At 61.2% G+C, this 17,932-nt stretch carries 14 protein-coding genes; 9 read left to right on the top strand and 5 right to left on the bottom strand.

Annotated features, from left to right (window positions below; all coding sequences use genetic code 11):
- The first annotated feature begins 56 nt into the window (after positions 1-56).
- Complete coding sequence (locus ACOQOT_RS10415) at positions 57-1,220, top strand: MFS transporter (protein ID WP_420559207.1); 1,164 nt, start codon at positions 57-59, stop codon at positions 1,218-1,220.
- Here ACOQOT_RS10415 and ACOQOT_RS10410 read toward each other — a convergent pair.
- Positions 1,217-1,975 carry a polyphosphate kinase 2 family protein gene (locus ACOQOT_RS10410; protein WP_420559206.1) on the bottom strand — a complete coding sequence of 253 codons (759 nt, stop codon included), beginning with the start codon at positions 1,973-1,975 and terminating at the stop codon, positions 1,217-1,219. The two genes, ACOQOT_RS10415 and ACOQOT_RS10410, sit on opposite strands and share 4 nt — an antisense overlap.
- 141 nt (positions 1,976-2,116) lie before the next feature.
- On the opposite strand from ACOQOT_RS10410, the gene ACOQOT_RS10405 reads away from it, so the two are divergent.
- Together ACOQOT_RS10405 and ACOQOT_RS10400 are read left to right on the top strand one after the other, a co-directional pair.
- On the top strand, positions 2,117-2,974 hold the full coding sequence (locus ACOQOT_RS10405) for a TauD/TfdA dioxygenase family protein (protein ID WP_420559205.1): 858 nt from the start codon (positions 2,117-2,119) through the stop codon (positions 2,972-2,974).
- Positions 2,975-3,121: 147 nt separating this feature from the next.
- Positions 3,122-4,129: a zinc-dependent alcohol dehydrogenase family protein gene (locus ACOQOT_RS10400; protein WP_420559204.1), complete on the top strand. Its 1,008-nt coding sequence runs from the start codon at positions 3,122-3,124 to the stop codon at positions 4,127-4,129.
- Positions 4,130-4,147: 18 nt separating this feature from the next.
- Here ACOQOT_RS10400 and dgcA read toward each other — a convergent pair whose 3' ends face one another.
- A complete protein-coding gene (gene dgcA / locus ACOQOT_RS10395; protein ID WP_420559203.1) occupies positions 4,148-5,128 on the bottom strand; it encodes an N-acetyl-D-Glu racemase DgcA in 981 nt (326 codons plus the stop codon).
- Between the two features lie 72 nt (positions 5,129-5,200).
- A complete protein-coding gene (locus ACOQOT_RS10390) occupies positions 5,201-7,390 on the bottom strand; it encodes a CHASE2 domain-containing protein (protein WP_420559202.1) in 2,190 nt (729 codons plus the stop codon).
- A 271-nt stretch (positions 7,391-7,661) separates the two neighbouring features.
- On the opposite strand from ACOQOT_RS10390, the gene ACOQOT_RS10385 reads away from it, so the two are divergent.
- Both ACOQOT_RS10385 and ACOQOT_RS10380 read left to right on the top strand, forming a co-directional pair.
- Positions 7,662-8,633, top strand: coding sequence for a TAXI family TRAP transporter solute-binding subunit (locus ACOQOT_RS10385; RefSeq protein WP_420559201.1), 972 nt, complete (start codon positions 7,662-7,664; stop codon positions 8,631-8,633).
- Positions 8,634-8,687: 54 nt separating this feature from the next.
- A complete protein-coding gene (locus ACOQOT_RS10380; RefSeq protein ID WP_420559200.1) occupies positions 8,688-11,276 on the top strand; it encodes a TRAP transporter permease in 2,589 nt (862 codons plus the stop codon).
- Positions 11,277-11,332: 56 nt separating this feature from the next.
- On the opposite strand, the gene ACOQOT_RS10375 is transcribed toward ACOQOT_RS10380, so the two are convergent.
- The gene (locus ACOQOT_RS10375) at positions 11,333-11,731 is read right to left on the bottom strand and encodes a c-type cytochrome (protein ID WP_420559199.1); all 399 of its coding nucleotides are present in this window, start codon (positions 11,729-11,731) and stop codon (positions 11,333-11,335) included.
- A gap of 188 nt (positions 11,732-11,919) precedes the next feature.
- Here ACOQOT_RS10375 and ACOQOT_RS10370 point away from each other — a divergent pair, with 188 nt between their 5' ends.
- From ACOQOT_RS10370 to ACOQOT_RS10355, 4 genes are read left to right on the top strand one after another with little or no spacing between them, the layout of a single operon-like run.
- On the top strand, positions 11,920-13,059 hold the full coding sequence (locus tag ACOQOT_RS10370; protein ID WP_420559198.1) for an ABC transporter permease: 1,140 nt from the start codon (positions 11,920-11,922) through the stop codon (positions 13,057-13,059).
- A 3-nt stretch (positions 13,060-13,062) separates the two neighbouring features.
- Positions 13,063-13,839, top strand: a complete 777-nt coding sequence (locus ACOQOT_RS10365) for an ABC transporter ATP-binding protein (protein WP_420559197.1) — start codon at positions 13,063-13,065, stop codon at positions 13,837-13,839.
- Positions 13,840-13,891: 52 nt separating this feature from the next.
- Complete coding sequence (locus tag ACOQOT_RS10360) at positions 13,892-14,815, top strand: MlaD family protein (protein WP_420559196.1); 924 nt, start codon at positions 13,892-13,894, stop codon at positions 14,813-14,815.
- Positions 14,815-15,477, top strand: a complete 663-nt coding sequence (locus tag ACOQOT_RS10355) for an ABC-type transport auxiliary lipoprotein family protein (RefSeq protein WP_420559195.1) — start codon at positions 14,815-14,817, stop codon at positions 15,475-15,477. Before ACOQOT_RS10360 ends, ACOQOT_RS10355 begins: the two co-directional genes overlap by 1 nt.
- Before the next feature lie 15 nt (positions 15,478-15,492).
- Here ACOQOT_RS10355 and ACOQOT_RS10350 read toward each other — a convergent pair whose 3' ends face one another.
- A complete protein-coding gene (locus tag ACOQOT_RS10350) occupies positions 15,493-17,772 on the bottom strand; it encodes a hypothetical protein (RefSeq protein WP_420559194.1) in 2,280 nt (759 codons plus the stop codon).
- Between the last annotated feature and the right edge of the window lie 160 nt (positions 17,773-17,932).

The raw sequence follows: 17,932 nt of genomic DNA, 5'->3' as shown, positions 1-17,932 counted from the left end.
TTCAAAGCGCCTCTGTAGTCTCCCTGTCATGCTCTTATGCGGACAGGGAGATTTTTTTGCCGCTCGCCGCGCGTCTTGGCCTTTTCTATGCCGCCGTTTTTATTTTTCCCGGCGTCCATCTGCCGTTCTTTCCGGTATGGCTGGGGGCGCAGGCGCTGACGCCCGCGCAAATCTCCATCGTGCTCTCCGGCGCCATGCTGCTGCGCATTCTGGCAGGACCCGCGCTCGCCTTTCTGGCGGACAGGGCGGAGAACCGGCGCGGCATGATGCTGGCTTTGGCGGCGGTTTCTTTTTGCGCCGCCGCGCTTTATTTTCTGGCGGACGGGTTTCTGCCCATCTTTCTCATCAGCCTTGTGCTGATGACGCGTTATCCCTCCATCATTCCCATGACCGAAAGCCTTGCCATGCGCGCCGTGCGCGAGGAAGGGATGGATTACGGGCGGGTGCGGCTCTGGGGCTCGGTCAGCTTCATCGTCGCAAGCTATGCGATGGGCTGGTGGCTTTTGCCGGGCCGGGAAAACCACATTCTGGCGGCGATGCTATTCGGCATCGCGCTCACCTTCTCCATCGGCTTTCTGCTGCCTGCCGAAGGGCGCAAGGATAGCGCCGCGCCGCCGCTTTCCTGGGCGAATGCGCTCAAAGTGCTGCGCCATCCGGTCTTTCTCGGCTTCGTGCTCGCCGCGGGGCTTACCCAGTCGAGCCACGCTTTTCTTTATGCCTTCGGCTCGCTCAATTGGCAGCGGCTCGGGCTCAGCGAAACACTGATCGGGTTTCTCTGGGCGCTTGGCGTGGTTGCGGAAATCTCGCTTTTCATGGCCTCCGCCTGGCTTGCGCGGGTCTTCGGGCCCGTGGGGCTTGTCGTTCTTGCGGCGGGGGCGGGCGTCTTGCGCTGGCTCATTACGGCGCAGGAACCCGGTCTTGCCATTCTTTGTTTTGCGCAGGCTTTGCACGGGCTCAGCTTCGGGGCGGCGCATCTTGGCGCCATGCATTTCATTGCGCGGGCCGTTGCCCCTGAGCTTGCGGCAACGGCGCAGAGCCTTTATGCGGCGGTTTCCGGCGGCATCATGATGGCAGGTTTCATGGCGCTATCGGGCCCGCTTTATGAGGCCGCGCAGAGCACGGGCTTTTATGTCATGGCCGGTGTGGCCCTCATGGGGGCGGGGGCAGCGCTCATCACCTGGCGGCGCTGGCAGGGCGGGCTTCTGGTCGAAGCGGCTTAAAGCTTTTCTTTTTTCTTTTCATCGAAGAAGGCTTTGACCTCCGGGTCGGCCGGCGGCGGCGTCACGTCGATCCTTGCGCCCAGCACTTTGAGGATTTCTTCAAGGCAGGCGATGCGGGCGGCGCGTTTTTCATTCGCATCGATCCGCACCCAGGGGGTGGCAGGTGTTGAGGTTTCGGCAATCATCTGCTCATAGGCCTCTTCATAGGCGTCCCAGCGGCTGCGGTTGCGTAAATCTTCGCGGGTCATTTTCCAGCGCTTCTGCGGTGAGCGGAACCTTTTTTCAAAGCGCCTGTACTGGGTCTGCGGGGTGATGTCGAGAAAGAGTTTGACCATACGCAGCCCTTCATCGGTGAGCATGTTCTCGAACTCGTTGATCTCCCGGTAAGCGCGGGCCGCTTCTTCCTGGCTGGCAAACCCCTCGATAGGTTCCACCAGCACGCGCCCGTACCAGGAACGGTCGAAGACGGCGATCTCCCCCTCATCGGGCAGGCGCTGCCAGAAGCGTTTCAGCCAGTGCTGGCGCTTTTCGGCGGGAGAGGGCGCACCGATGGACCAGACTTTCAAATGGCGCGGATCGAGTGCCCAGGCGATGCGGCGGATGACGCCGCCTTTTCCCGCTGCATCCCAGCCTTCCAGCACCACAATCCCGCTCAGGCCCTGGCGCGCCATGGCGTGCTGGAGAAGATTGAGGCGTTTCTGCAGTTCCTTGAGCCGGGATTTATAGGCGGCTTTGTCCATCTTCCCTTCGCTCATCTACCGTTTTGTCCTCAGGCTTTGTGTCTTCAAATTCGGGTGTGCCGGCGGTTTTGGGGTGGCTCTTTGCCGCTCCCCGGCCTATCTGGAAATTGCCTGCCGGATGATTATGATGGCCCCAGCCTAAAGGAGTAAGCAGGAATGGCAATCGAGGTTGTGCCGACGGGCGCCGCGCTGGGCGCCGTCGTTTCGGGAATAGATATTTCCGCCCCGCTGAGCGGGAGCGACATGGAAGCCGTGCAGCAGGCCTGGCTCGACCATCAGGTATTGCTTTTCCGCGGGCAGAAAATCAGCGACGACGATCTCGTGCGTTTTTCCAAACATTTCGGCGAGCTCGACATGGCGCCGGCCAGCGCAACGGATATGGCGGGCAGCCAGGCGCTTTCACGCCCCGAAATCTGGATCATCTCCAATGTGAAGGAAAACGGACGGCCCATCGGCGCGCTGGGCGACAAGGAAGCCGACTGGCACACCGATATGTCCTATGTGGCCGCGCCGCCCAAGGCGAGCGTGCTTTACTCGCTCGAAATTCCGCCCACGGGCGGTGATACGAGCTTTGCCAATATGTACAAAGCCTATGAAGAGCTGCCGGAGGATCTGCGCGCCTTCGTTGGCGGGCACCGCTGCTTTCACGATGCCAGCACGACCAGTGTCGGGGAAACGCGCGCCGGGTTTGAAAGCGTGACGGATATCCGCCAGATGCCGGGCGAGATGCATCCCATGGTGCGCACGCATCCTGAAACCGGCGGTAAGACGCTTTATCTCGGCCGCCGCCGCAATGCTTATGTGGAAGGGCTGAGTGTCTCCGAAAGCGATGCAATGCTCGACCGGCTTTGGGCGCATTGCGAACAGAAAAAATTCGCCTGGACCCATCAATGGGCGCTCGGCGATCTTCTGATCTGGGATAATCGCTGCACCATCCACCGGCGCGATAGTTTCGATGCCTCTAGCCGTCGCGTCATGCACCGCACCCAGATCAAGGGCGATAGACCTTTTTAATTCGGTCTTTGTGGTCTCCGTATTTTCCTGCTTAAAAAACACGCCGCGTTGACGCTACGGCAGGGCAAAGCTTGGCTTGAAATCCGCGTCGTCCCGGTCACATTGGTCTTATCCATATTCAATAAGACGCAATGAGGGAGGGTGATCATGCGCGCCGCCGTGATTTCCGGAAGCTATGGGCTGGACAATCTGAAACTCGAAGAGCGGGACGTGCCGAAACCGGGGCCAGGGCAAATCCTGGTCAAGCTGAAGGCCGCTTCGCTGAATTACCGCGACCTCGCCATTACTTCCGGTTTCGGCGGGGATTACCCTTTGCCGCTTGTCCCGCTTTCCGATGGCTGCGGTGAAGTGGTGGAACTGGGCGACGGGGTGCGCCGCGTGGCAAAGGGCGATCTTGTTTGCCCGTCTTTCTTCCAGGGCTGGCTTTCGGGTCCGCCGACACCCGCCGCGCTTGCCACTTCTTTCGGGGGGCCGATCGATGGCTGCGCGGAAGACTATGTTTGCGTCTCTGCCGACGGCGTTTCCAAAGCGCCGAAGAACCTGACGCCGGCGGAGGCCGCTTGCCTTCCCTGCGCCGGGCTCACCGCCTGGCGGGCGCTTTTCGTGGAAGGCAATTTGAAAGCGGGCGACACGGTGCTTGTGCAGGGAACGGGCGGCGTGTCGATTTTCGCACTGCAATTTGCCAAGACCGCCGGCGCCCATGTCATCATCACATCCTCCTCTGACGAAAAGCTGGACCGGGCCAAGGCGCTCGGCGCCGATCAGTTCATCAATTACAAAAAAACGCCGGACTGGGCGAGCGAGGCGCGCAAGCTGACCGGCGGGCGCGGCGTCGATCATGTCGTGGAAGTAGGCGGTGCGGAAACTTTCCCGCAATCCATCATGGCGATCCGTACCGGCGGGCATATCGCCGTGATCGGTATTCTTTCCGGTCTCGTGAAGGACATGAATGTCGCGGCGATGTTCGGTCAGAACGCCAAAATCTCCGGCATCACGGTAGGCAGCCGCCAGCACTTCGAGGAAATGGTGCGCGCGGTGGAGCAGAACGACATCAAGCCCGTGATCGACAAGACCTTTCCGCTGGAAGAGATCGTTCCTGCGCTGAAGCTGATGCAGGGCGCCAGTCATTTCGGCAAGATCGTGCTCGATATCTGATGGAATGGCGCTTTGGGCCTATCCCCAAAGCGTTCTTTCGGGCGGGAAAAGCACCGAACCTTCATAGCGAAGGCCGGGCTCCCGGTCCTCCGCCAAGAGCAGCGGACCGTCCAGATCGACAAAGGAGGCGCCGGCGGCAAGCAGGGCGGCCGGCGCCATCGCCAGCGATGTTCCCACCATGCAGCCGATCATGATTTCCATGCCGAGGCCGCGCGCTTTCTCGATCGTGTGCAGCGCTTCGGTAAAGCCGCCCGTCTTGTCGAGCTTGATGTTGACGGCATCGTAAAGGCTGGCAAGACGCACGAGGTCCGCCGAGGTGTGGCAGCTTTCATCGGCGCAAAGCGGAATGGGGCTTTTTACCGAGGCAAGGCAGGCGTCGTCTCCGGCGGGCAGGGGCTGTTCGATCAGCGCCACGCGGTACGGGGCGATCTCGCTTAAAAGGCGCTCCAGATTGTCCGGCGCCCAGCCTTCATTCGCATCGACGATGAGATCGGAGCCCGGCGCGCCTTCGCGCACGGCGGCAAGCCGTTCAAGATCGCCGTCTCCGCCAAGTTTGATTTTGAGGAGCGGGCGGCTTGCCGCGCTCTTTGCCGCCTCGTGCATTGCCTTAGGCGTATCGAGACTGAGCGTGAAGGCGGTGGTGAGTGGTTCGGGTTTCGCCAGTCCTGCCAATTGCCAAACGGGCATATCTGCCCATTTCGCTTCCAGGTCCCAAAGAGCGCAGTCCAGCGCATTGCGCGCCGCGCCTGCGGGCAGGAGCCGCATCAGCTTTTCCCGGCTCGGTTTTTCCTGAAATTCATCTGCAATGGAATCGATCTGCGCGGCAACGCTTTCCAGCGTTTCGCCGTAGCGGCCATAAGGCACGCATTCACCGCGCCCTCTATGGGGCCCGTCTTCCAGCGTAACGACGATCACCTCCGCCTCGGTCTTGGCCCCGCGGGAAATCGCAAAGCGTCCTTTGATGGGCCAGGCTTCGATGGTGACGGTCAGGTTGCGCATGAACGCATCATGCCGGGCCTTTGCACGCCCGCCAAGGGTGATTACGCAAAGGCCCGATAAATGGGCGAAGGATTAAATACGGCCCGCGTACCACACCCCATTCCAGGCAAGGCCGGGCGGGTTCGCCTCGAAATGCGCGATGCGCTGCTCATAAAGATCGTAGAGCGTTTCGATGGCCCCGTTGAGCTTGCGTGCTTGGGCGATGACGGCCCGTGCCTCGGCCCAGCGCTGATTGCGGTAGGCTTCGAAAAGCGCTTTATGGGCTTCCTGCAGTGCGCGGAATTTCGGGCTGGCGCGGACGATGGAATCGCCCAGCAGCGCAAAGGCGCGCGAGCCGTTGGGATGGCGCGGCGTGGCGATAAGATCGACCTCGAGCAGCGCATAGCGCTCGCCCAAGATGCGCTGCGCCCCTTCGCCCACGATGATGGCGGGCCCATAGTGGCGGGCATGGCGCTGCAGATAATTGGCAAAGGTCACCGGTTCCCCGGAAACGCCATAATCGAAATTGTGATCCGCGCCGAGATTACCGGCAATCGCCTCGCCCGAATCGATGCCGATGGAAACCGACAGCGGCACATAGGACATGTTGAGCCGGCTCGCATCTTCCAAAAGGAAGTCGTTGAGCGCGTCGAGCTGTTCGGTCATGCGCAATGCCGCGTCGCAGGCGCGCGCCACATGATCGTTGGTGGGGAAGGGCGTATTCCAGACCGCGTGCATGGTCTCGCCCATATAGCGTTCGATCATGCCGCCCCGGTCATGCACGAGTTTCGTCGCCGGTGTGAAGAAGCGGTTGAGAATATCCGCATAGGCTTCCGGGTCCGCCAGATACCGGTCGGCGATGATGTTGAAGCCACGCAAGCCCCCTGTCATGGAGGTCACTTCCACGCCCGTGCCCTTGTGGGGAACGCGGCGCGGCTGGGCGATCAGCTTGTTCAGTTTCGATTTCGGCAGGCGGTGCGTGAACTGGTTTTCGATGAAACGGGTTTCCGCATCGATCCGCAGCCGGTTCAGCATGGCCGAGATGAGATAGACGGCAAGCAGCGTCGCGATGGGCTGCACTGGATGCAGGAGCCACATTTTTTCTGTAAAGGCATACCAGGTGCCATAGGCCGCGCCGCCCGTCAGAAGCAGCGTGAACAGAATGGGCCAGGGATACCGGCGCGAGCCGAGTACGATCAGCAAAATGAGCAGGCTGCCGCCGCCGATCAGCAGCATCTCGGCGCCCTGGCCCCATTCCGGCCGGGTCAGCATGGTGCCCGTGATGATCTGGTCGAGCGCTTCGGTGATGATCGCGCCGGAGGGCAGCGGGCCGATGGGCGTCGTGTGAAACTTGTCGATGCCGTTTTTCGAAACGCCGATGACTGCGATGCGCCCGCTCAGGTCCGCCGCATCCGCCCCGTCTTCCAGAAAGCGCCAAGCGGGCACGGACGCGCCCTCGCGCTCCATGCGGAAATAAAGCGGGAAAGAACCGTCCTGCAGCGTCGGGATGGTTTTGCCGGCAATGGTGATGGAGGCAATGCCGCCCAGATTGGTGATGTCGTATTTCGTCGGCGCGGTGCGCAGGCGCATCTCATAAGCGTTTGCCCCTTCTTTGAGGCGCAGCGCTTCAAGCGCGGTCGCAGGCATGAGATCGCCGCGCAGATTGGCGAAGAGCGGCAAATGGCGGACCATGTCCGTGCGTGCCTGCGAGGGTAGATGCACGCCGATGCTGGCCGCCGCCCGGTCGAGCGCGCTCAGATTGCCGGTCCATTCGGTGAAGGCGGGAAGATGCGCGTAAGGATCGCCGCCGGTCGCCGTTAGCGTCCAGCCGGTATTGCGCGGCTTACGGGCCTCGCCCTTGCCGGGCGTGATGGAAAGTACGGTCGGGGCGCGGCGCAGGCTCGCAGCCAGCGCCATGTCGTGATCGGGCAGGGCGCGCAGCGCCTGCGTCACCGCCATGACGTCGGCATCGGCGGGAAAGGGCGGCCACTGTGCGAGCGCCTGTTCCGGCGAGGTCGGGTCCGGGCTCTCCAGGGTTTCGTCCAGAATGATGATGCTGGCCCCTGCGCCATGCACGGCGTCCAGGAGCTTGGCCAGGCGCGGGCGCGGCCAGGGCCAGGTACCCACGCGCTCGGCGGTCTGCGCATCGATGTCGATATAGATGGCTTCCGGATGCCCCGCGGGCCGCGGCTCGAAGCGCTGAATAAGATCGAAGGAAATCTCGGCCATGCGGGTGCGCAGGCTGAGTGGGTCATAAATGGACAGCGCGAGCGATCCGGCCACAATGAGGACCGGAAGGGACCAGGCTAGGCGTCTGAACAAGGCCGAGGGCTGCATAATCTTGACTCAGGTCTGGGCTTTTGGCCCGGGTTGCACCATATCCATTGTCCCGAACTGGAACACGGGACCATGACTTAAGGGCTGACTTGCAGCATTTGTTCCAAAAATCGGCGGTAAAATGAGCCCCGTGGAACCTGAGGCGCGGTTGCCATATGGCAAGCCTGCTGCCATCAATAGGGGTGAAACGGAACAAAACACATCGAGGGAGTGTTAAATGGCGCGTCTGGCAGCTCTATTTATGGGAATTATCGCTTTGGTGGCCGGCGCGGCAGGCGCAGGCGCCCAGGAGCGCCAGTATGTGACCATCGGCACGGGCGGGGTGACCGGCGTTTACTATCCGGCGGGCGGGGCCATTTGCGCGCTGACCCGCAAGACCCGCGAGGAGCACAATATCCGCTGCTCGGTGGAAAGCACGGGCGGCTCGATTTTCAACCTGAATGCGCTGCGCCAGGGCGAGTTGCAGCTGGGCGTTGCCCAGTCCGACTGGCAGTACCACGCCTATAAAGGCACCTCGCAGTTCACCGATGCGGGGCCGATGGAAAACCTGCGCTCGGTTTTCTCGCTGCACCCTGAGCCTTTCACCGTGCTGGCGCGCGCCGATGCGGGCATTTCTTCTTTTGAAGATTTGAAGGGCAAGCGCGTCAATATCGGCAATCCTGGCTCCGGCCAGCGGGCCACGATGGAAGTGCTGATGAAAGCCTATGGCTGGGAGCTGAGCGACTTCCTGCTCGCCTCCGAGCTGGTTTCCACCGAACAGTCCATGGCGCTCTGCGACAATAAAGTCGATGCGATCGTCTTTGCCGTCGGCCATCCGAGCGGTTCGATCCAGGAAGCGACGACGACTTGCGAGACACGGCTCATCAATGTGAACGGGCCGAAAGTCGAAAAGCTGATCGAAGAAAACAGCTTCTATGCGCCCGCCACCATTCCGGGCGGCCTCTACCAGGGCAATTCGGAGGATGTGCAGACCTTCGGCGTTGCCGCCACGCTTGTTTCGACGGCGGATGTGGAGGCGGATGTCGTTTATTATCTGACCTCCTCGGTCTTTGAGAATTTCGATGATTTCCGCAAGCTGCATCCGGCTTTCCAGGCTTTGACGAAAGAAGGCATGGCGAAACACGCGCTCACCGCGCCCTTGCATGAAGGGGCGGCGCGCTACTTCAAGGAAGCGGGCCTCATCGAGTAAGCTTGCGCCCTTCGCACGGGCACCCTTCTCACGGGATTTGCGGAGAAAAGAAGAATGAGCGAGCCGCGCAGCCCAGCTGCTACGGGCCATACCCGCCCGGATGAAGAGCTTTTGTGGGAGCTTGAGGGCGAGCGGGCGGCGGGCGGCGTGCCCGGCAAAGCGGTGGCTGTGCTTGCCGTGCTCTGGTCGCTCTTTCAGCTTTGGTATGCCTCACCGCTGCCTTTTCTTGCCGCCTCCGTCATTCCGGTACTGAACGATACGGATGCCCGCTCCATCCATCTCGCCTTCGGGCTGTTGCTCGCCTTTCTCTGCTTTCCCGCGCTCAAGAAACACGCCAAGGCCATTCCGCTTGCCGATTGGGGGCTGGGCGCGCTCGGCGCTTTTACCGCGGCTTATCTTTTCATTTTCCGGGACGGGCTTGCCTTGCGGCCGGGCCTGCCGAGCGATCTCGACCTTGCGGTGTCCGGGCTCGGGCTCTTGCTGCTTTTGGAAGCGGCGCGCCGGGCGCTCGGGCCGCCCATCGTCATCGTCGCGCTTCTTTTCCTTGCCTATATTTTCTTCGGCAATTACGCGCCGGACATTATCGCCTGGAAAGGCGCGTCTTTTTCCCGCGCCATGAGCCATCTCTGGCTGGGGACGGAAGGCGTCTTCGGCATCGCCATCGGTGTTTCGACCAGTGTGATCTTCCTCTTCGTGCTTTTCGGCGCGCTGCTTGAGACGGGCGGTGCAGGGGACTATTTCATCCGCCTTGCTTTCTCCCTTGTCGGGCATATGCGCGGGGGACCTGCAAAAGCGGCGGTGCTTGCTTCCGGCATGACGGGGCTTGTCTCAGGTTCTTCCATCGCCAATACGGTGACGACGGGGACCTTCACCATTCCGCTCATGCGCAAGGTCGGCTTTTCGAAAGAGCAGGCAGGGGCGGTGGAGGTCGCGTCCTCGGTCAACGGGCAGATCATGCCGCCCGTCATGGGCGCGGCGGCGTTTTTGATGGTGGAATATGTCGGCATTTCCTATGTCGATGTCATCACCCATGCCTTCCTGCCCGCGGTCATTTCCTATATCGCGCTCGTCTATATCGTTCATCTGGAAGCGGTGAAGGCGGATATGCCGCTTCTGGAGCGGCCGGACCCGCTGCCCGCTTTGCCTATGCGTCTTGTGCGCACCGGTTTGATGCTGGCCGGCATCACGGTCTTTCTCGGCCTTGCCTATTTTATTATCGAGCTTATTCAGGGCCTTGGCGCTGGCGCTTTCTGGGTACTGATGGGCGCGCTCTTCGCCCTCTATATCGGCGCCGTCTATACCGCCGCGCGGGACGAGGCCCGTTCCGGTACCGGCGGGACCGATATTTTCGACGACGATGCGCCTTTCCTTCCCCGGTTTTCGGAGACAGTGCGCCAGGGGCTGCATTTCCTTTTGCCTATTGCCGTTCTTGTCTGGTGTCTCGTCGTCGAGCGGCTTTCGCCCGGTCTTTCCGCCTTCTGGGCGGTGGTGGGGCTCATGGTCATTCTCGCGACCCAGCATGTGCTCATCTCGCTTTTTGCCGGGCGGGGCTTTCGCCTTGGTGATTTGAAAGAAGGCGCGCGCACGATCTGGGACGGGCTTGAATCTGGCGCGCGCAACATGATCGTGATTGCCGTGGCAACGGCTGCTGCCGGCATCATTGTCGGCGCCGTGTCACTGACGGGGGTGGGGCTCCGGCTCGCCGAGCTCGTCGAATTCCTTTCCGGCGGCAATCTCATTTTGATGCTGATCTATGTCGCGGTGCTTAGCCTCATTCTCGGGCTTGGCCTTCCGACCACGGCCAATTACATCGTCGTGTCGGCGCTGCTTGCAGGCGTGGTGGTAGAGCTTGGCGCGGATGCCGGGCTTGTGGTGCCGCTCATTGCGGTGCATCTCTTCGTTTTCTATTTCGGCATCATGGCGGATGTAACGCCGCCTGTCGGTCTTGCCTCTTTTGCGGCGGCGGCGATATCGGGCGGCGATCCCATCAAGACGGGGATTACGGCCTTTCGCTATTCGCTGCGCACTGTCATCCTGCCCTTCTTCTTTATCTTCAATACGAAGCTGTTGCTGATCGGTATCGAAGGACCGCTCGATCTGGTATTGACGGCGCTCGGAGCAACGCTCGGCGTATTGCTCTTTGCCGCCGTCTCGCAAGGCTATTTCTTCACGCGGCTGAAAATCTGGGAGGGGGCGGTGCTGCTCCTTATCGCTTTCACGCTGCTGCGCCCGGCCTATTGGGTCGATCAGGTCGTGCCGCCGTTTGAGCGCATCTCTTATGAAGAAGCGGTGCCGCTTATCGAGGGCGCGCCGGCGGGAGAAAGCGTGGCGCTCATTTTTGAAGGGGAAACTTTCGAGGGCGATCTTGTCCGCCGCACGATCCGCTTACCGCTCGGGGCACAGGGCAGCGCGGGCGAGCGCCTTAGCGCTGCGGGCATCGATCTCAGACAGGAAGAGGGCAAGACCTTTGTCGATCTCGTGCGTTTTGCCTCGCCCGCCGAAAAACTCGGTGTCGGCTTCGACTGGCAGGTGCTCGGCGCGGAAGTGGCGCAGGAGCGGATCGACCCCTATTGGCTCTATCTGCCTGCTTTCCTCCTGACCCTTCTTATCGCGCGGGGTCAGCTGCGCCGGAAGCGGACATGAAAAACCGGCCCGGATATGAAAACCCGGACCGGTTTAAAAACGTTAGTGGTGTCCGCTTATTCAGCGGCGCCCGTTTCCTGTTTAAGGTATGCGATCAGGTTGGTGCGGTCGCTTTCCTTGCGCAGGCCGGCAAAAGCCATGTTCGTGCCCGGTACATATTTGCGCGGGCTTTCGAGATAGGTTGCCAGATTCTCTTCGTCCCAGGAGCCGATTTCGCCCGCTTTTTCCATCATTGCGTCGGAATAGCGGAAATCTTCTTTCGCCGCGACACCCCGGGAGAAGAGGCCGTGGAGATTCGGGCCGATCTTGTTTGCCGCGCCTTCTTCAAGCGTGTGGCACGCCTGGCACTTCTTGAAAACTTTCGCGCCTTTTTCAAGGTCCGCGTCGTCGGCCGAGGCTACCTGGCTGAAGGCGAGCGCCGCGCCGGCAATCATGGCGATCTTCATGAAATTCATCGTTTTGGTCCTCTGCACTCTAAAATTATGGTCCCGGGGCGTTCTACCGCGCCATTCTCCGCATCAGGATGAGACTTTATACAACGAAGCTAGAACAGGTAGGGTTCAAATCCATGCGGCCCGGTGACGCGGGCCGGATTTGAAGTTAAAACTACGATTGTGCGGGCAACTTAGCGTATTGAGGGGATATGAGCCAGACGCCCAGTTTCAAAACCGAAGAAACCGGCTCCGGCTTCATGTTTCAGGCGTCCGGTGACTGGACCGTCCGGCAGGCTGCCACGCTTGACGCAGCGCTTGAGGCGCTTCCGGCCTCGCGCATCCGCGGGGCAGAGGTCATTTTCGATCTCAAGAATGTGACGCGGCTTGATACGGCGGGCGCCTGGCTGATCGACCGCACGGCGGAGCGGTTTTCCGCGCAGGGGCTCAATCCCCGTTTTGAAGGGCTGCGCGGGGAATTTCAGACGTTATTTGCCACGGTGCAAGCCAATCGCGGCAGCTGCCCAGACACGCTGCATGACATGCGCCCCTTTGCCGTGCAATTGACGGCAAGGGTGGGGGACGTCTTGCTGGCGACGGGCGCGGAGGTGCGCGGCATTGTCGGTTATTTCGGCGTTTTTCTGCAGGCGCTTTGGCGGGCGGTAAAATCACCCCGGCGCCTGCGTCTCGTGCCGCTTGTCCATCATATGGAAAAGGCGGGCTTTGACGCGCTGCCCATCGTATGCCTCATTACCTTTCTGATCGGCGCGGTCATCGCTCAGCAAGGGGCGGAGCAGCTCAAGCGTTTCGGCGCGGACGTTTATACAGTCAATCTTGTTGCCATCATCTTTTTGCGGGAAGTCGGCATCCTGCTCACCGCCATTATCGTTGCGGGCCGTTCCGGCAGCGCGTTTGCTGCGGAGATCGGCTCGATGAAGATGCGTGAGGAGATCGACGCCATGCGCACGCTGGGGCTCGACCCTGTCGAAATGCTGATCGTGCCGCGCGTACTGGCTCTGGTGCTGACCTTGCCGCTTCTCACCTTCATCGCCGATATTATGGGGCTTCTCGGCGGGGCGGTGACGGTCTGGATGCTGCTCGATACGACGCCCGGCGTCTTCCTCGTGCGCCTTCAGGAGGCGGCGGGCTTCTGGACCTTCGGGGTGGGGCTCCTCAAGGCGCCCTTCATGGCCATCACCATTGCGCTTATCGGCTGTCACTGCGGGATGAAGGTGACGGGCAGCGCGGAATCGGTCGGCCAGCAGACCACGCAATCGGTAGTGAAATCCATTTTCATGGTCATCATTCTCGATGCGCTTTTCGCCATGTTCTTCACGGCGGTGGGAATTTAACGCATGGCGGATGAAACTATCATCGATGTGAGGGGCTTGCGCACGCAGTTCGGCGATCATGTCGTGCATGAAAATCTCGACCTTAAAGTTCGAAAAGGAGAAGTGCTCGGCATTGTCGGCGGGTCGGGGACCGGCAAGTCGGTTCTTCTGCGTACGATTGTCGGGCTTAACCGCCCGGCAGCGGGGCATATCAACGTGCTGGGGGAGGAGCCTTCCGAACTGAACGAGGAAGAACGCCAGGCGCTAGAGCAGCGCTGGGGCATTCTCTTTCAGGACGGCGCGCTTTTCTCCGCGCTCACCGTGGCTGAAAATGTTCAGGTCGCCTACCGCGAGCATCTGCATATGCCCGAAGAGATGATGGACGAACTGGCGGCGCTGAAAGTGCGCCTTGTCGGCCTGCCGATCGATGCGGCGTCGAAATATCCTTCCGAGTTATCGGGCGGCATGCGCAAACGGGCCGGGCTTGCCCGCGCGCTGGCGCTCGACCCGGAAATCCTTTTTCTCGATGAGCCGACGGCAGGGCTCGATCCCATCGGAGCGGCGGCCTTCGACCGGCTTTTGAAAGAATTGCAACAGGCGCTGGGGCTCACGGTTTTCCTCGTCACCCACGACCTTGATACGCTTTACTCGACCTGCGACCGGATCGCGGTGCTGGCGGATAAACGTGTTATCCTTACCGGCACGATCGAGGATATGATGGCAAGCGATCATCCCTGGATTACCGAATATTTCAAAGGCCCGCGCGGGCGCTCCGCGCGCAAAGCGCAAGGCCGGGCATAGAACCGGGTAGGGAAGCGGAAATGACACACCGCCAGGAAAGAGGCTTCATCTGATGGAGATCAAATCGAACAACGTGCTGATCGGCGCTTTCGCGCTGGCGGGCATCGCCGCGATCTTTCTCTTTGCGCTCTGGATCGGCCGCTTTCAGCTCGACCGTACCTATGAATATTACGAGATCGTTTTCGAAGGCTCGGTCTCCGGCCTCACGAAATCGGGCACCGTTCAATATAACGGCATTCAGGTGGGCCAGGTGGTGGATCTGCGCCTTGCCCGCAACGATCCGAGCAAGGTGGTGGCGTTGGTCGAGCTCGATGCGCGCACGCCCGTGAAAGAAGATACGGAAGCACGGCTTGAGCTTTTCGGGCTCACCGGTGTAGCCCTGATCGAGCTTTCCGGCGGCTCGGCCGGTTCGCCTTCGCTCGAAGCGCAGGGCGGTCAGGATTACCCGGTGATCAAGGCGGAAAAGTCCACCATCCAGCAATTGTTCACCAGCGCGCCGGAAGCCGTGGATAATGCCAATCAACTTATCCACGATCTGCGGGTGCTGGTGCAGCGGAACGATCAGAACGTTACCGGCATCATGACCAATCTCAACACGGTCTCGGAAAAACTGGCGGCCAGCTCCGACGCGCTGGAGGAAACGCTGGAAAACGTGAACAAGATTTCCGGTAATGTGGAAAGCATTACGGCAGGGGCCGATGACATCCTGCAAAAAGATGTGAAGCGTTTCGTGGCGGACGCGCGCGCCACGGCCAATTCCTACCGTCAGCTCGGCCAGCAGTTTGAAAGCATCGTGGAAGGCAACCGCGCTTCCATCGACCGTTTTGCGCGCGAGGGGCTCGGCGAGATGCCGCTTCTGATCGCGGAAATGCGCGAGCTGGTGCGCAATCTCGACAGGGTCGTGGCGCGGGCCGAAGACAATCCCGGGGCCTTTCTCCTCGGCAAGGATGTGCCTGAATATCAAGGGGCGGAATAATGATGACGATGACGGGCGGGTTTAACCGGATAGCAGCGCTTTGCGCGGCGGGCCTCTTGATGCTGGCGCTTGGGGGCTGCGCGGTTCTTTCAGCCGCCGATAGCGAGCCGCCCAGCATTTTCGTGCTGACGGCGGCAAAGCCCGCCATGCCGCAGGAAGAGCCGACACGGGCGCAGATCGTCGTGGCCGAGCCTTTCTCACCGGCCGCTTATGACACGAACCGCATCGTTTATCTGCCGACCCCCAATGAAGTCAGCTATTTCGCCGATGCCCGCTGGACGGACCGCGCACCGCGTATGGTGCAATCGCTCACCGTTGCTTCGCTCGACAATACGGGCAAGTTTCTCGCCGTCGGGCGCAAGGGCGCAGGGCTGAAGCCGGATTACGAGCTACGCCTCGAGCTGCGCGCTTTCGGGGTCGAGAATGAAAGCGGTGCGGGCAAGAACGTTCATATCGTTCTGAACGCCCGGCTGATCGATTATCCCAATGACCGGATCGTTGCCTCGCGTTCTTTCGAGGCGGTGCGCCCGACGAATGAAACACGGGTCGAGGCACTGGTGCTGGAATTCGACAATGGCTTGACCGGTATCATGGGCGAGCTTGCGCAATGGACCCATGATGCCGTGGATGCCCATGAAGAAGAGAAGGCGGAGAGGCGCTGACGCCCATAAGATTCCTCAGCTCAAATGGCCGCTTGCCTGAGCAAGCATCAGATAGACCTTGCCGGTATCGGAGGTGAGGTAAGTGTCGAGCAGGATGTTTTCCCGGTCGTTTTCACCGGCAGCGGCAAGCAGTTCTTCGAATAGCCCGATGAACTTGTCCACATGCTGGCGGAACTCGCGGTCGCTTTCATAGCGCTCGGCAATCTTGTCGTGCAGATTACGGCCCTGCAGATTGTAGAGCCTGCGGGTGAAGATGTTCCGCTCCCCGCCATGATAACGCCGCCAAAGCTCAGGCGGCGGGCTTTGCTCCAGCGCCCGGTCGAGATCGATGGCGAGCGATTGCAGCGTCTCGATGATATGCAAAGAGGCACGGCTCAGATCGCCGCCTTTTTGCGGGCCCCGCGCGCTCTCGCTTTCTTTCGTTTCCGATTTGCGCGCCGCGCTTAAAAGATCCGAGAGGCTCCAGCGGCTGTCGGCCTGCATGCCGGCGGGCGCAGGCGGCAGGGGCTCGCCCCGATAGGGCGGCATGGGCGCGGCGGCCGAGCGGGGCGCAACGGCGGCGGTGCGGTCGAAGACGCGGGCATTGCGCACCACGATATCGGCGATGGAGGCCAGTACCTCGATCTGTTCTTCGATCACCTCGCGCAGCGCTTTGGCGCCTTCGGTTGCCTCTGCGGGCAACTCGTCGATGCGCTTTTGCAGATCGTCCGTTGCTTCGTGGAGCGAGCGGCCTGCATCTTTTGCCGCCCCGCCGAGGCGGAACATGGCCGAGTTCAGTTGCTCGGAGAGTTTTTCCATATCGACGGCGGCATCGTGCAGCGTCTCGCGGGCGTCCTTCGACTTTTCCTCGATATGATCGTGGATGCCCGTCATCGTGTCCTTGGCGGCTTTTTCCAGGCCCGCCGTTTCCTCGCCGAAACGGCCCGTCAGCGCCGCAAGCTCGCTTTCCAGCGTTTCTTTCAGCGCGGCGGTGTTGCTTTCCACTTTCTGGGAAAGAGCGTCCACTTCCTCGCGCAGCGCTTTATAGGCGCTGCTGATTGTGCCTGTGGTGCCTTGGAGGCCCGTTTCGAGATCATGGGAGGAAGCGCGGATGGAGCCAGCCGCCTGGCCGATTTTATGGGAGGCGGTTTCGGCGGCCTCGGTAATCGATTTTGCTGCGTCTTCGACGGCGCCGCTCATGCCGCCGGCTTCCTGCTTTAAGGTGGTGCCCAGCGCCTTGGCGCGTTTGTCCGCCGCTTCCAGCGCATGGTCGAGCTCGGAGGCGAATTTGGAAACGCTCTCGTTGATCTCTTTCGTGCGGGCGCGCAGCGCCTCTGTTGTGGTTTCGATCGTCTCGCGCTGACGGGTAAAGGCGGCGTCCAGGGCCTCGCGTTCTTTTTCGATGCCGTCCACCGTCTCGCGCATCGTCTCGCGCTGTTTCTCATAGCGCTGAGCGAGTGTATCTGCCTTGCCAAGCGCGCTTTCGGCGACGACTTCCAGACGCGAGGATTGTTTGTCGAGCATGGTGGCGGTGCTGTCCGCGCCCGTTGCCGCCGCTTCGCTCACGCGGGCAAGGGTTTCGGTCTGCAGGCGCAGTTTTTCGGCGGCGTCTTTCAAAACCTCTTCGGCGCTGCCGGTAAGCGCACGCACATCGTCATTCTGCTCGCGTATCGCCTGGCGCACCGTATCGGCCTCGCTCCCGAGCGCCCGTGAAATGGCGTCGAGGCTGGCGCGGCCTTCTTCGATGGCACGCACAAGATCGGCGGTGCGCATTTCCGTGCGCGTCGCGCTGCGGTCCACCGTGTCGATATTCTCGGCAAGCTCCTGGCTGAGATGAGAGGCATTGGCGAGCAATGCGTCCATGCCGTTTTGCAAAGTAAGAAGCTCGTGGCGCACGGACGCGGCGAGCGACTTGGCGCGCTCGCGGGCGGTCTCATCCGGTTCGGTGATGCGCAGGGCGGTGCGGGCCAGCGCTTCGGCCATCAGCCGCATTTCCTGCCCGCGCCAGATCAGCCAGGCGAAAAGCCAGATAATGATGACGGGGGCGAGTACGGCGGCCAGAAGCGGCGCGGCCTCCGCCAATGTCGAAGGCAGGGCGGCGGGCCCGGTGAACCGGCCGGTCATATAGGCAAGGACGGCACCGGCGGCAAACAGGCTGAGAAGAGCGGCCACATAGGGAATGGAACGGCTGGGGCGCTTATTGATCAGGCGGTAAAGCTGGCCGGCCTCGGGCGAGTCCTCATTGGCGGCGGCTGCGGCAGGGGCAGGCGCCGGGGCATTTCCGGCAGGTTTCGCGGCGGATGTCGGCTTGATCATGAGGGTTTTCCCAGAATTCCGGACAGATTGTCTTTCAGACTCGCCCATGGCGCGGGGGGCGTCAATGCTGCAATGAGCGCCGCGAGGTCTTCAAAAACAGTACTCGTTTCTTTCCCAGGCGGGGAAAACCCCTTAAAAGACCTAATAATAAAAAGGATAT

Source organism: Tepidicaulis sp., assembly GCF_965222285.1.
GTDB lineage: Bacteria > Pseudomonadota > Alphaproteobacteria > Parvibaculales > Parvibaculaceae > Tepidicaulis.
This window is presented reverse-complemented; position numbering and strand designations above follow the sequence as displayed.